The 12,976-nt window shown below is 73.3% G+C and carries 9 protein-coding genes and 1 pseudogene; 5 read left to right on the top strand and 5 right to left on the bottom strand.

The features are described from left to right. Window positions 1-64: 64 nt before the first annotated feature. The 4 genes from IO36_RS09055 to IO36_RS46760 all read right to left on the bottom strand — a co-directional run bounded on the left by IO36_RS09055 (window position 65) and on the right by IO36_RS46760 (window position 4,308). On the bottom strand, window positions 65-1,150 hold the full coding sequence (locus IO36_RS09055; RefSeq protein ID WP_037617919.1) for a mechanosensitive ion channel family protein: 1,086 nt from the start codon (window positions 1,148-1,150) through the stop codon (window positions 65-67). Between the two features lie 261 nt (window positions 1,151-1,411). After that, complete coding sequence (locus tag IO36_RS09050; protein WP_037617917.1) at window positions 1,412-2,176, bottom strand: crotonase/enoyl-CoA hydratase family protein; 765 nt, start codon at window positions 2,174-2,176, stop codon at window positions 1,412-1,414. Window positions 2,177-2,998: 822 nt separating this feature from the next. After that, on the bottom strand, window positions 2,999-3,982 hold the full coding sequence (locus IO36_RS09045) for a lysylphosphatidylglycerol synthase transmembrane domain-containing protein (RefSeq protein WP_078943078.1): 984 nt from the start codon (window positions 3,980-3,982) through the stop codon (window positions 2,999-3,001). A gap of 122 nt (window positions 3,983-4,104) precedes the next feature. Next, on the bottom strand, window positions 4,105-4,308 hold the full coding sequence (locus tag IO36_RS46760) for a hypothetical protein (protein WP_158997274.1): 204 nt from the start codon (window positions 4,306-4,308) through the stop codon (window positions 4,105-4,107). 139 nt (window positions 4,309-4,447) lie between these two features. Between IO36_RS46760 and IO36_RS09040 the strand changes: the two genes are divergently transcribed. Beyond that, window positions 4,448-6,349: an ABC transporter ATP-binding protein gene (locus IO36_RS09040; RefSeq protein WP_209441171.1), complete on the top strand. Its 1,902-nt coding sequence runs from the start codon at window positions 4,448-4,450 to the stop codon at window positions 6,347-6,349. 87 nt (window positions 6,350-6,436) lie between these two features. Here IO36_RS09040 and IO36_RS42985 read toward each other — a convergent pair whose 3' ends face one another. Then, entirely contained in the window at window positions 6,437-7,030 is a 594-nt protein-coding gene (locus tag IO36_RS42985) for a PepSY domain-containing protein (RefSeq protein WP_051900179.1), read from the bottom strand. Window positions 7,031-7,176: 146 nt separating this feature from the next. Here IO36_RS42985 and IO36_RS09030 point away from each other — a divergent pair, with 146 nt between their 5' ends. The 4 genes and pseudogenes from IO36_RS09030 to IO36_RS09015 all read left to right on the top strand — a co-directional run bounded on the left by IO36_RS09030 (window position 7,177) and on the right by IO36_RS09015 (window position 12,965). Continuing rightward, entirely contained in the window at window positions 7,177-7,839 is a 663-nt protein-coding gene (locus IO36_RS09030; protein ID WP_037617912.1) for a response regulator transcription factor, read from the top strand. 521 nt (window positions 7,840-8,360) lie between these two features. Then, window positions 8,361-9,629, top strand: a pseudogene (locus IO36_RS44295) (sensor histidine kinase); the annotation flags it as partial. Window positions 9,630-9,909: 280 nt separating this feature from the next. After that, window positions 9,910-11,997 carry a glucose PTS transporter subunit IIA gene (locus tag IO36_RS09020; RefSeq protein WP_037618575.1) on the top strand — a complete coding sequence of 696 codons (2,088 nt, stop codon included), beginning with the start codon at window positions 9,910-9,912 and terminating at the stop codon, window positions 11,995-11,997. A 104-nt stretch (window positions 11,998-12,101) separates the two neighbouring features. Then, complete coding sequence (locus IO36_RS09015; RefSeq protein ID WP_037617910.1) at window positions 12,102-12,965, top strand: PRD domain-containing protein; 864 nt, start codon at window positions 12,102-12,104, stop codon at window positions 12,963-12,965. Window positions 12,966-12,976 lie beyond the last annotated feature (11 nt).

The following is a 12,976-nucleotide window of genomic DNA, read 5'->3' as shown; positions in this document are numbered from 1 at the left end:
AGGTGAACGGCCGACGTGAACGGACGGGGCCGGGCGGAGTGTTCCGCCCGGCCCCGGCCCGCTCTCAGGGTCGCTTCGCGGCCTCGCGCTGATGCGGTATGGCCGTCTCCAGGAAGCCCGCGCCGCCGGGCTGGAGCGCCACCGTCCGGGCGGGCGACGGAATCCGGATGCCCTCCTCCCGGTAGCGCTTGTGCAGGCGCTTGATGAACTCGTGCTTGATCCGGTACTGGTCGCTGAACTCGCCCACCCCGAGGATCACGGTGAGCCCGATGCGCGAGTCGCCGAAGGTGTGGAAGCGCACGGCCGGTTCGTGCTCCGGGACGGCGCCGTCGATACCGGTCATCACCTGGGCGACGACCTCGTTCGTGACCTGCTCGACGTGGTCGAGGTCGCTGTCGTAGCCGACGCCCACCTGCACGGTGAGCGTCATCCGCTGCTCGGGCCGGGTGAAGTTGGTCATGTTGGTGCCCGAGAGCTGGGCGTTGGGGATGATGACCAGGTTGTTGGAGAGCTGACGGACCGTGGTGTTGCGCCAGTTGATGTCGACGACGTACCCCTCCTCGCCGCTGCTCAGCTGGATGTAGTCGCCCGGCTGGATGGTCTTCGACGCGAGGATGTGCACGCCCGCGAAGAGGTTGGCGAGGGTGTCCTGGAGCGCGAGGGCGACGGCCAGACCGCCGACGCCCAGGGCCGTCAGCAGCGGCGCGATCGAGATCCCCAGGGTCTGCAGGACGACCAGGAAGCCGATCGCCATCACCACGACGCGGGTGATGTTCACGAAGATGGTCGCCGAGCCGGCGACGCCCGAGCGGGACTGGGTGACCGACCGGACCAGACCGGTGATCAGCCGGGCCGCGGTGATCGTCGCGACCACGATGAGCAGCACGGTCAGCGACCGGTTGACGGTCTTGCCGATCGGTGCGGTCAGCGGCAGCACCGCGGCCGCCGCGGCGACGCCTCCGGCCACCGCCGACCAGGGGACGACGGTGCGCAGCGCGTCCACCATCACGTCGTCGCCGCTCCAGCGGGTGCGCTCGGCGTGCTTGCCGAGCCAGCGCAGCAGCATCCGCAGCAGGAACGCCGCCAGCAGTCCGGCCGCCACGGCTATTCCGGCGATCATCAGGTCGTCCACGGTGACGGAGCGCTTCATCGGTGACCTCCTCGGGGGCCGCGGCCGGGGTGAGGGCCCGCGGGCCGAATGTGCTGTGTCGTCACTTGCCACCTGCTCGAATCCGGGAACGCGCGATCATGCCCGGACGGGTGTTCGTCGTCGCCCGGGGAGACCGCTCATCCTGCCGCATCCACCTGCCCCTCCGTCACCAGGCCCGTGGGGAACCACTCTTGGGGGAAGTTGGCGGTTGGCGCTGCTCAAGTGCGGTGAGCTGGGGCGTCGGACAGGCATCCGCCAGGGTCACAGCCCGCTGAACGAGCCGTGGCGCCCCGCTCCCGAGGCGAAGCGGGCCGCGCCCTCGGTGCTCTCCTCCAGTACGCCCATGCCGTGACGGAGTTCGGCCCGCATGGCCTCGCGCTCGACCAGGCCCTCCTGGTCGAGGACCGAGGCGCGGTCGCTGCGCAGACAGGACTGGGGGAACCCGGCGATCTCGGCCGCCAGCAGCTCGGCCTCGGCGCGGGCCCGTCCGGCCGGGACGAGGCGGTTGGCGAGCCCCATCTCGTACGCCTCCCGGGCCGGGACGGGACGGCCGGTGAGGATCATGTCCATGGCCCGGCTCGTGCCGATGAGCCGGGGAAGCCGTACCGTGCCCCCGTCGATCAGCGGCACGCCCCAGCGGCGGCAGAACACCCCGAAGACGGCGTCCTCCTCGGCCACCCGCAGATCGCACCACAGCGCCAGCTCCAGACCACCGGCCACGGCGTGCCCGGCGATCGCCGCGATCACCGGCTTGGTCAGACGCATCCGGGTCGGGCCCATGGGCCCGTCGCCCTCCTCGGCGACGTCGTTGCCCCGCTCGGTGCCGATGGCCTTGAGGTCGGCCCCCGCGCAGAACGTGCCGCCCTCGCCCCAGAGCACGGCGACGCGCGCCGTGTCGTCCGCCTCGAACGCGCGGAAGGCGTCGGCGAGTTCGGCGGCGGTCGGCCCGTCGACCGCGTTGCGGGCCGCGGGCCGCGCGAGGACGACGGTGGTGACGTGCCCCTGACGTTCGATCCGGACCGGCATCGCACTGCCCCTCTCCACACCGACACGCCCCACCGCACGCCGTAGTTACTCATCGGTATCACGGCTGGTGCGGGAACGCACGGGGTGCGGCGCGGTGCCCGGCCGGCGCCGCACCCGGCGGTGCGGGCTGTGCCGGACCGCGCGACGCCGAACCGCTGTACACCGCGCCCCCTCTGCGCCGTGGGTGCCGGTCCGGGCCGAGCCGGGTCGGGCGGTGTGGGCTCCGTCGGGCGTAGCGCTCGGCGCGGGCCGGGCTGGGCTGGGCGTGCGACACCGGGCCCGGTGCACCGGGCTGCCTCGGTGCCTTGGGCGTCGGTCCGGGCCGTGCCGCGGCGGGCGGTGTGCTCCTTCGGGTGCAGCCCGCGGCGCGGGCCGGGCTGGGCGCGGAACATCGACCTGCGCCGCACCGTACTGCCGCTGCGCCCATGTGCGCCGGTCCCGGCTGAGCGCTTCGGGGGTGTGGGCTCGGTCGCGCGCAGCGCGTGGCGCGGGCCGGGCTGGGTGTGTATCGCCGAGCCCCGGCCCACCGGGCTGCCTCGGTGCCCTGCACGTCGGTCCGGGCCCCGCCGCGTCGTGCGGTGTGGGCCCCGCCGGGCGCAGCGCGTGGCGAGGGCGTCGTGGGCGTGCAACGCCGAGCTCGGGAGCGCCGCGTTCCCTCTGTGCGTCGAGTCGGGCGCGCAACGCCGAGCCCGTCGGCGGGGCGCGAGCCCTGGCGCGACCGTGCCCACTCGGCGGGCGGTGCACTTCACGCCGCGCGACGGCATCTCCCGGGCGACCCCCTGCGCCGGGGCGGACAGGCCCCCGCCCCGGCCCACCCGCAGGTCAGATCACCTTCCAGCGCACCAGCGCCCCCAGCGTCAGAGCCCCCGGCAGCAGCGGCAGCCACACCGTGATGATCCGGTACCCCAGGACGACCGCGGTGGCCACCGCCACCGGGCCGCCCGCGGCGACCAGGGCCACGATCAGCGCCGCCTCCACCGAGCCGAGCCCGCCGGGCGTCGGCACCAGCGCGACCGCGACGGTCGCCGCCAGATAGGCGGTGATCATGTGCGTGGGGGACACCGGCAGGCCCAGCGCCCGGCCCACCGAGGCCAGCCCGGCCGCCTGGAGCAGCGGGAAGGCCAGCGAGCCGCCCCACAGTGCGAGGGCCCGGGACGGACGGGCGTGCACCGAGCGGGCCTCGCCGAGGGCGGTGCGCAGGAAGGAGAACAGGGCCGCGCGCAGCCGTCGTACGAGAGCGAGCACGGCCAGCGCGCCGCACACCGCCAGGGCCGCGCCGAGCAGCAGCGGGCCGACCGCGCCGTCCGGGATCAGCCCCTCGACGCGCAGCGCGTCGGGAAACGCGATCAGCAGCCCGAGGAGCAGGGTCAGCCGGGCGACGGCCTCGGCCAGCAGATACAGCGCGAGCGCCGCCGAGGAACGGGCCAGGGGCACCCCGCACACCGTCATGAACCGCAGATTGACCGCGCCGGCGCCGAGCCCCGTCGGCAGCAGGTGGTTCGCGGCGCCCGCGGCGAACTGGGTGGCGAGCAGTCGGCGGGCGGGCAGCCGCTCCACGACCGCTCCCTGCCGGGTCACGGCCGCGGCCACCCAGGTCAGACAGGTCGCGGCGGCCGCGGCGACGAGCCAGGGCCACTCGGCCGACCGCAGATGGCCGAAACCCTCGACGAGCACGGACCGGTGGCGCACGGCCACCACGAGGACCAGCGCCAGCGGGAGCAGGCACAGGAGCGGCCGGAGGGCCGGCGCGAGCACGAGGCGGCGGGGGAGCCGGGGCAGTGCCCGGGGGAGGCGTACGGCTGTCACATCCGAAGAGGTTTTCCCCGTCGCCCCAACGCGAGGTTGCGGGCGCGGGGACGGCGGCTGACACGCTGCGCAAGCCGAGGGAGGGGCGACCGCCTCGCGCCGCGCCGGGCGGACCCCGCCGTTCACCTCGATGCCGGCCACCGGGCCGACCACGGCGCCGGCAGCGACACCGGCCGCGCGCCCGACTCCGGCGGCGGCAGCACCGCCACCCGCGCGGCCGACTCCGGCGGCGACAGCACCGCCACCGGCGCGGCCGACTCCGGCGGTGCCAGCACCAACGCCATCGTCACCGCCCGCACGCCCGATTCCGGTGCCGCCCGCACCACCGCCCGAGTGGCCGATCCCGGTGCCGGGCCGGGGTGCCGCCCCCGCCCCCGCAGGCGCGGCAGGCCGCACCCGGATGCCCCGCCGCCCGGATCCCTTGACCTCAACAAAGCTTGAGGTCCTACTGTCTCTCTCATGAGCATGGAGACCACAGCCTGGACACAGTTGCACAGTGTCATGAACGCCCAACAGGAGCGGCGTCCCTTCGACCGCGCGACCCTGCGCCGCATCGCCGCCTTCGCCCGTCCGCACCGCCGCCGTATCGCGCAGTTCGTCCTCCTCAGTGTGGTGACGGCGCTGCTGGCCGTCGCGACGCCGGTGCTCGCGGGGCACGTCGTGGACACGATCGTGGCCCACGGGGACGAGAGCACCGTCGTCCGTCTTTCCGTGCTCATCGCCGTCATCGCGGTCGCCGAGGCGGGCTTCGGGATCCTGAGCCGCTGGCTCTCGTCGACGCTCGGCGAGGGACTCATCCTGGATCTGCGGACCGCTGTCTTCGATCATGTGCAGCGCATGCCGGTCGCGTTCTTCACACGTACACGTACGGGCGCGCTCGTCAGTCGACTCAACAACGACGTGATCGGCGCCCAGCGCGCGTTCAGCAACACCCTGTCCGGAGTCGTCAGCAACCTGGTGACCCTGCTGCTCACCCTGGTCGTGATGCTCACCCTGTCCTGGCAGATCACCCTGCTCGCGCTGGTCCTGCTGCCGGTGTTCGTGATCCCCGCCCGCCGGATGGGCAGCCGTATGGCGAAGCTCCAGCGGGAGGCCGCCGACCTCAACGCCGCCATGGGCACCCGGATGACCGAGCGGTTCTCCGCGCCCGGCGCCACCCTCGTCAAGCTCTTCGGGCGGCCCGGGGAGGAGTCCGCCGAGTTCGCGGCGCGCGCCCGGCGGGTGCGGGACATCGGGGTCCGTACGGCGATGGCGCAGTCCGCCTTCATCACCGCCCTGACCCTGGTCTCGGCCCTCGCGCTCGCCCTCGTCTACGGGCTCGGCGGCTGGTTCGCCCTCGAGGGCACCCTGGAACCGGGCGCCGTCGTCTCGCTGGCCCTGCTGCTCACCCGGCTGTACGCGCCGCTCACCTCGCTCGCCGGGGCGCGCGTCGAGGTCATGAGCGCCCTGGTCAGCTTCGAGCGCGTCTTCGAGGTGCTCGACCTGAAGCCGCTCATCGAGGAGAAGCCGGAACCCCGTACGGTCCCGGACGGGCCCGCGGCCGTCGAGTTCGACGACGTCCGTTTCGCCTACCCCTCCGCCGACAAGGTGTCCCTCGCCTCCCTGGAGGAGGTCGCCGCCCTCGACACCCGCGGCGGCGACGAGGTCCTGCACGGCATCTCCTTCCGCGCCGAACCCGGCCAGACCGTCGCGCTCGTCGGCTCCTCCGGCGCCGGGAAGTCGACCATCGCGCAGCTGCTGCCGCGGCTGTACGACACCGACGCCGGGGCCGTGCGGATCGGCGGCGTCGACGTCCGCGACCTCAGCGCCGTGTCGATGCGCGAGACCCTCGGCATGGTCACCCAGGACGGGCACCTCTTCCACGACTCCGTCCGCGAGAACCTGCTCCTCGCCCGGCCCGAGGCGGCCGAGGACGAGCTGTGGGACGTACTGCGCCGGGCCCGGCTCGACGAACTCGTACGGTCCCTGCCCGACGGCCTCGACACCGTCGTCGGCGAGCGCGGCTACCGGCTCTCCGGCGGCGAACGCCAGCGCATGACCATCGCCCGGCTGCTGCTCGCCCGCCAGCGGGTCGTCATCCTGGACGAGGCCACCGCCCATCTGGACAACACCTCGGAGGCGGCCGTCCAGGAGGCGCTCGCCGAGGCGCTGGAGGGCCGCACCGCCGTCGTGATCGCCCACCGCCTGTCGACGGTCCGGGCCGCCGACCTGATCCTCGTGGTCGAGGCAGGCCGGATCGTCGAGCGGGGCACCCACGAGGACCTGCTCGCCGCGGACGGCCGCTACGCGGAGCTGTACCGGACCCAGTTCAGGACGGGCCGCCCGGACGAGGACCAGCTCCCGGTCACGGCGGACGCGACACCGTAGGCCCGGACGGGGCCACGCTCGCCCGACCGGTACCCGTGCCGCGCCCCGCCCGGTCCTGTCCGGACGGCCGGGCGCGGCACAGGCCGCTCACCGCGGCGCGGCGGTGTGGTCGTCGCCCCCGTCGTGTCCGCCCCGGTCGTCCCGCCCGCTGTGGGAGCGGTCGGCGTCCCGCGCGGAACGGCCGCCGTCGTCATCGCCACCGCGGTGGCCGTCGCCGTGCCGGTCGTCGCCAAGGCGGCCCTCGCGGTGCCGGCCGTCCTCGAGGCGGCCCTCCCCGTGCCGGTCCTCGCCCTGCCCGTCGTCGTCGAGCCGTCCGGAACCGAGCCGGCCCTCGCCGTGCCGGTCCAGGACCACCGTGCCCGTTCGCATGTCGACGCGGACCTCGCGCCGGACGTGGTCGGTGCCGAGGAGGTGAACCTCCCAGTGGCCCGGGTGGTTCTCGTCGCGTTCGACCCCGACGACCGTGCCCGGGTACGCCCGGAGCGCCGCGGCCGACGCCTGGGCCGCCGTCCGCGCGGCGGACGCGGACGGCGAGGCCGTCGCCGGGGCGGCCGCGGACGGCCGGTCCTCGGGGCCCCCGCCGTGCCGGCCGGTGCCGCCGGTGGCGAGCGCCGTGTACCCGCCGCCGGCGACGAGTACGGCCGCCACCAGGACGGTGGTGATGGATGCGGTGCGCTTCATGTCGGACCTCCCCTGCCGGACTGCCGCCCGGCCTGTGTCGTTACCGTGTCCTGCCTGTCGGACGACGCCAATGTGCCCGGGCGAAGCTGAAGGGCCGCTGAAGCCACCTGAAGATCGCTTCAGGTTCGTTCTGGGAGGCTGTGCCCATGCGCCTGTTGATCGTGGAGGACGAGAGGCGGCTCGCGCTCTCGCTGGCGAAGGGCCTGCGGGCCGAGGGCTTCGCCGTGGACGTCGTCCACGACGGGATCGAGGGCCTGCACCTGGCCTCCGAAGGCGTCCACGACCTCGTGATCCTCGACATCATGCTGCCGGGCCTCAACGGCTACCGGGTCTGCGCCGCCCTGCGCGCGGCGGGCCACGACGTGCCGATCCTGATGCTCACGGCCAAGGACGGGGAGTACGACGAGGCCGAGGGCCTGGACACCGGCGCCGACGACTACCTCACGAAACCGTTCTCGTACGTCGTCCTGGTGGCCCGCGTGAAGGCGCTGCTGCGCCGCCGAGGCTCCGCCGGGGCCTCTCCGGTCCTGCGCGCCGGACGGCTCGTGGTCGACACGGCAACGCGCCGGGTGTGCCGGGACGAGACCGAAGTGGCCCTCACCGCGAAGGAGTTCGCCGTGCTGGAGCAGCTCGTCACCCGCGCCGGACAGGTGGTCGGCAAGCCGGAGATCCTGGAGCACGTCTGGGACTTCGCCTACGACGGCGACCCGAACATCGTCGAGGTGTACGTGAGCGCGCTGCGTCGCAAACTCGGCACGGACACGATCGAGACCGTGCGCGGCGCGGGATACCGGCTGGTGGCTTCGTGAAGCGGCGACTGCTCGGTTCCGTGAAGGCCACTCTGGTCGTGTGGGCCACCGTCGTGGTGACGGCCGCGCTGGTGGCCGCCGGGGTCGCGGTGCTGACGTCCCTGCGGGTGAACCTCACCGAACAGGCGCAGAACGAGGCCGACGACACGGCCCGCAGGATCGCCCTCGGCGTCGCCACCTGGCGTGGGGGTGACGCCCGGCTGCCGCTGCCGGAGGGGGCGCGGGAGGGAATCCCGGTGCAGGTGACCGACGAGGACGGCCGTCTGCTGGCGGTCGGCGGGGGACTGGAGAGCATCAGCGGCACCGGTGTCTCGGCCGTGCGCGTGCCGCGTACCGTTCCCGCTCCTACTCCCGCTCCCACTGCCACCGGGGCCGGCCCCGGTGCGGCCCCGTCCCTCTCCGCCTCCCCGTCGGTCTCCCCGACACCGGCCGCCGCGACCGGATCCGGCACCGGGGCGGCCGACGACCACCGTGGTGGCCGCGGGCGCGGCAGGGGCCGCGGCGGCGAGGGCACGGACGACAGCGGCTCGGCCCGCCGCGGCTCGACCGGAAGCGGTTCGGACGACCACGGTTCCGACGACCGGGGCTCCGACGACCACGGTTCCGGCGGGCACGGTTCCGACGACGGGGCTTCCGACGACCGCGGTGCCGGCGCGACGCCCCAGGCCGACGACCCGGCCATCGGGACCATCGGGGACACCGTCCAGGAGGGCTCCGGGCGCGCGGTGGTCGACGGCCGCGACGCCCCGTACCGCTTCGCCACGATCAAGGCGACCGATCTCGGCGGCCGGACGGTGCTCGTCCACGCCGGTGCCTCACTGGCGGCCCGGGAGAGCGCCGTCCGCAGCGCGGCCGTCGCGATGCTGGCGGGACTTCCGCTGGTGCTGCTGGTCGTCGGCGGTGTGACGTGGCTGGTGACCCGGCGGGCCCTGGCCCCCGTGGAGGGCATCCGGCGGGAGATGGCGGCGATCACCGCCTCCGAGGACCTCTCCCGGCGCGTGCCCGAACCGCCCTCGGGCGACGAGGTGGCCCGGCTGGCCCGCACCACCAACGAGACGCTCACCGCGCTGGAGGCCGCCGTGGGCCGGCAGCGGCGCTTCGTCGCCGACGCCTCGCACGAACTGCGCAGCCCCATCGCCTCGTTGCGCACCCAGCTGGAGGTCGGTTCGGTCCACCCGCACCTGCTGGACGTGCCCGGCGCGGTCAAGGACACCGAACGGCTCCAGCACCTGGCCGCCGATCTGCTGCTGCTCGCCCGGCTCGACGCAGGCGAGGGGCCCGGACAGGCGCGGTTCGACCTGGGCGAGCTGGCCCGCGAGGAGGTGGAGCGCCGCCCCGCCGACAGGGCCCCGGTGTCCCTCCAGGCCGAGGCGGGGCATCAAGTCGCGGGTTCGCGCGGCCAGTTGACGCGGGTCGTCGGCAACCTCCTGGACAACGCGCGGCGGCACGCGCACACCGGGGTCGTCGTGCGCGTACGGAGTGGCGGCGACAGGGTCGTCCTCACGGTCGAGGACGACGGCGACGGTGTGCCGGCCGCCGAGCGCGAGCGGATCTTCGAACGGTTCGTGCGGCTGGACGACGCCCGTGCCCGCGACGACGGCGGCGCGGGACTGGGTCTGGCCATCGCCCGCGATGTCGCCCGACGCCACGGCGGTACGCTCACGGCCCACGAGGCACCGTCCGGGGGAGCGTGCTTCGAACTGGACCTCCCCCTGGCTGCTGGTCCGCTTCCGGCCACCGGTCCGCTTCCGGCCGACGGCGCCGCCGGGGCGACGGCCCGGGAATCCTGACCCTGGCGGCTCCGCCGCGCGATGACGTACGTCACGTTCTCGCGACCCCGGAGCCGGCCCGCCCGGTGCTATAGTCATTTCCGATCGATATCGATCACAGGATTGTTACTCCCTATGGAAGCCATCCGTCGCCCCGTGCGACGCGGCGGTGCCCATTGAGGGAGGCAAGGCCTGGGCGGCGCCATTGTGCGCGGCCCGGGCCTTTTTTGTTGTCTCGGTCCACGCGGTCAGGTCGTGGACCGATGCAGGATCGCACAAGTCAGGGATGCAGGGACGCACCATGAACACATCAACGCCGGGGGCGCTGGCGGAGGAGATCCTCCGTGGCGTCGGCGGACCCGAGAACATCGAGAGCCTCACGCACTGCGCGACGCGGCTGCGGTTCCAGCTCCACGACGGCGACAAGGTCGACCAGGCCGCCCTCGACGCCCTCGACGGCGTCATGGGCACCGTGCCCCAGTCCGGCGACCGCTTCCAGATCGTCATCGGCGGAGCGGTCGCGACCGTCTTCTCGAACATCATGAACCTGCCGTCGATGAGCGCGGCCGCCACGTCCCGCCCGAAGTCGGACGCCGACGTCAAGGCCGAGGCGCGCGCCAAGGGCCGCGGCCGCTACGCCTGGCTGGACAACTTCTTCGAGTACCTCTCGGACTCGTTCCGCCCGCTCCTGGGTGTGCTGCTCGGCGCCTCGCTGATCATCGCGATCGCCTCCATGCTCGACGCCTTCGGCCTGGTCGACTTCCGCGCGGCCGACAAGTCCGCCTCCTGGGTCTTCGTCGACTCGATGTGGCGCTCGGTGCTGTACTTCCTGCCGATCATGGTCGCGTACAACGCGGCCAAGAAGCTGAAGATCGACCCGTGGGTCGGCGCCACCGTGATGGCGGCGGTGATGACCCCGAACTTCACCGGCATGATCGGGTCCAAGACGCCCGGCGTCACCACCCACACCAACACCACGCTCGGCACCACGGAGTCCGTGGCGCACGTCTTCGGGCTGCCGATGCAGCTCAACGACTACGGCGGCCAGGTGTTCGTGCCGCTGCTGATGGTCGCCCTGCTCGCCCTGGTCTACAAGGGTCTGAAGCGGATCTTCCCCGAGAACGTCCAGATGGTCTTCGTGCCGTTCTTCAGCATGCTGATCATGATCCCGATGACCGCCTTCCTCATCGGTCCCATGGGCATCTGGGCCGGCAACGGCCTCGGCACGGGTCTGTCCTGGCTGAACGGCAACGCCCCGATCGTCTTCGCCATCGTGATCCCGCTGCTGTACCCCTTCCTGGTGCCGCTGGGCCTGCACTGGCCGCTGAACGCGCTCATGCTCGTCAACATCAACACCCTCGGGTACGACTTCATCCAGGGCCCCATGGGCACGTGGAACTTCGCCTGCTTCGGCGCCACCGCCGGTGTCCTGCTGCTGTCGATCCGCCACCGTGAGAAGGACATGCGCCAGACCGCCACCGGCGCCCTGGCCGCGGGTCTGCTCGGCGGCATCTCCGAGCCGTCGCTCTACGGCATCCACCTGCGCTTCAAGCGGATCTACCCGCGCATGCTCGTGGGCTGCCTCGTCGGCGGTGTGATCATCGGTGTCCTGGGCGGCGTGAACACCAAGGCCTTCGCCTTCACCTCGCTGCTGACCATCCCGGTCTTCGACCCGATGATCAAGTACATCATCGCGATCTCGGCCGCCTTCTTCACCTCGATGGCGCTCGTGTACTTCTCCGACTACCGCACCAAGGACGAGCGCGCCCAGGCCAACGCCGAGCGCGACGCGGCCGAGGCCGCCGCCCGCGGCGAGGCCGTCGTTCCCGCCCAGGCCGCGCCGGCCGAGGACCGTGAGCTCGTCGCCGTCGGCGCCCCGGCGGCCGCCGCCACCGGTGCCACGACCGCCGCCGCCACCGGCTCCGCCGCCACGAAGGGCACCGACATCCTGGCGCCCGTCGCGGGCCGTTCCGTCGGCCTCGGCGAGGTCGAGGACCCGGTCTTCGCCTCCCGCGCCCTCGGCGAGGGCGTCGGTGTCGAGCCGGCCGACGGCCGTGTCGTCGCCCCGGTCGACGGCGAGCTGATCAGCGTCGCCAACACGGGCCACGCCTTCGGCATCCGCACCGCGGACGGCGTCGAGGTGCTCGTCCACATCGGCATCGACACGGTGCAGATGAAGGGAGAGGGCTTCGACGTGCGCGTCGAGGCCGGCCGCAAGGTCTCGGCCGGCGACCTCCTCGCCGAGGTCGACCTGGACGCGGTGCGCGCCGCCGGGCACCCGACCGTCGTCCTCGTGACCGTGCTCAACACCGCGGACATGGCCTCGGTCGAGCCGCACACCGGACAGGACGTCGTCGCCGGCGCCCCTGTGGTGACCGTACGGCGGTGACGAACCGTCCCGAGTCCGGCGCGCGCACGCCTCCCACCGGGGGGACGTGCGCGCGCCGCGTGGGTTCGGGGGAGGATGGGCACGGAAGGAAAGGAAAACCGGCGGTGAAGGCTCTGCGTGTCCTCAACAACAACGTGGTTCTCGCGAACGACGAGACCGGCCGGCCGGTCATTCTCACCGGCCGCGGCATCGGCTTCAGCTCCCAGCAGGGCAAGGCGGTCGACCCCACGCTGATCGAGCGCGTCTTCGTACCCGCCGACGACCGTCCGCACGACCCCGACGCCGACCAGATGGCCGAGGCCCTCGCGCTGATCAGCGAGGAGGTCCTCGATGCCGTCGTGACCGCCCTCGGCGACGTCGGCATCGAAGGGCGCGAGTCCACCCGGCCCACCCTCGCCATCGCCATCGCCGACCATGTCGCCGGCGCGCTGGACCGGGCCGCGCGTGGCACCGTCATCGAGTACCCGCTGCGCGCCGAGGTCCAGACGCTGTACGCCACCGAGTACGCCCAGGCGCGGCTGCTGCTGAAGGCGATCAACGCGCGCATGGTCCGGCAGCTCGACGCCTCCGAGGCGACCGCGCTCGCGCTGCACCTCGTCAACGCGGGCTTCGTCTCGGGCGACCTGTCGTTCACGTACACGATGACCGGGGTCATCCAGCAGATGCTGGCCGTCGTGCGCGAGCGGTACGGGGTGGACGTCTCCCACGAGTCCATGAACGTGGCGCGCTTCATCACCCATGTGCGCTACCTCTTCGTACGGATCCAGCAGCACCAGCAGCTGACGGGCCAGGAGGCCACGATCGGCGTCGGCATCCGCCAGCACTACCCGGAGGCGACCCGCACCGCGCAGCAGCTGGCCACGATCGTCGAACTGCGCCTGGGCCGCCGGCTCAGCGAGGACGAGGTCTCGTACCTGGCCCTGCACGTGGCCCGCATGACGATGGAGGCCGACGGCACCGCCGCCTGAGCCTCGGCAAG

Source organism: Streptomyces aureus (assembly GCF_000725495.1).
In the GTDB taxonomy this organism is placed as follows: Bacteria; Actinomycetota; Actinomycetes; order Streptomycetales; family Streptomycetaceae; genus Streptomyces; species Streptomyces aureus_B.
This window is presented reverse-complemented; position numbering and strand designations above follow the sequence as displayed.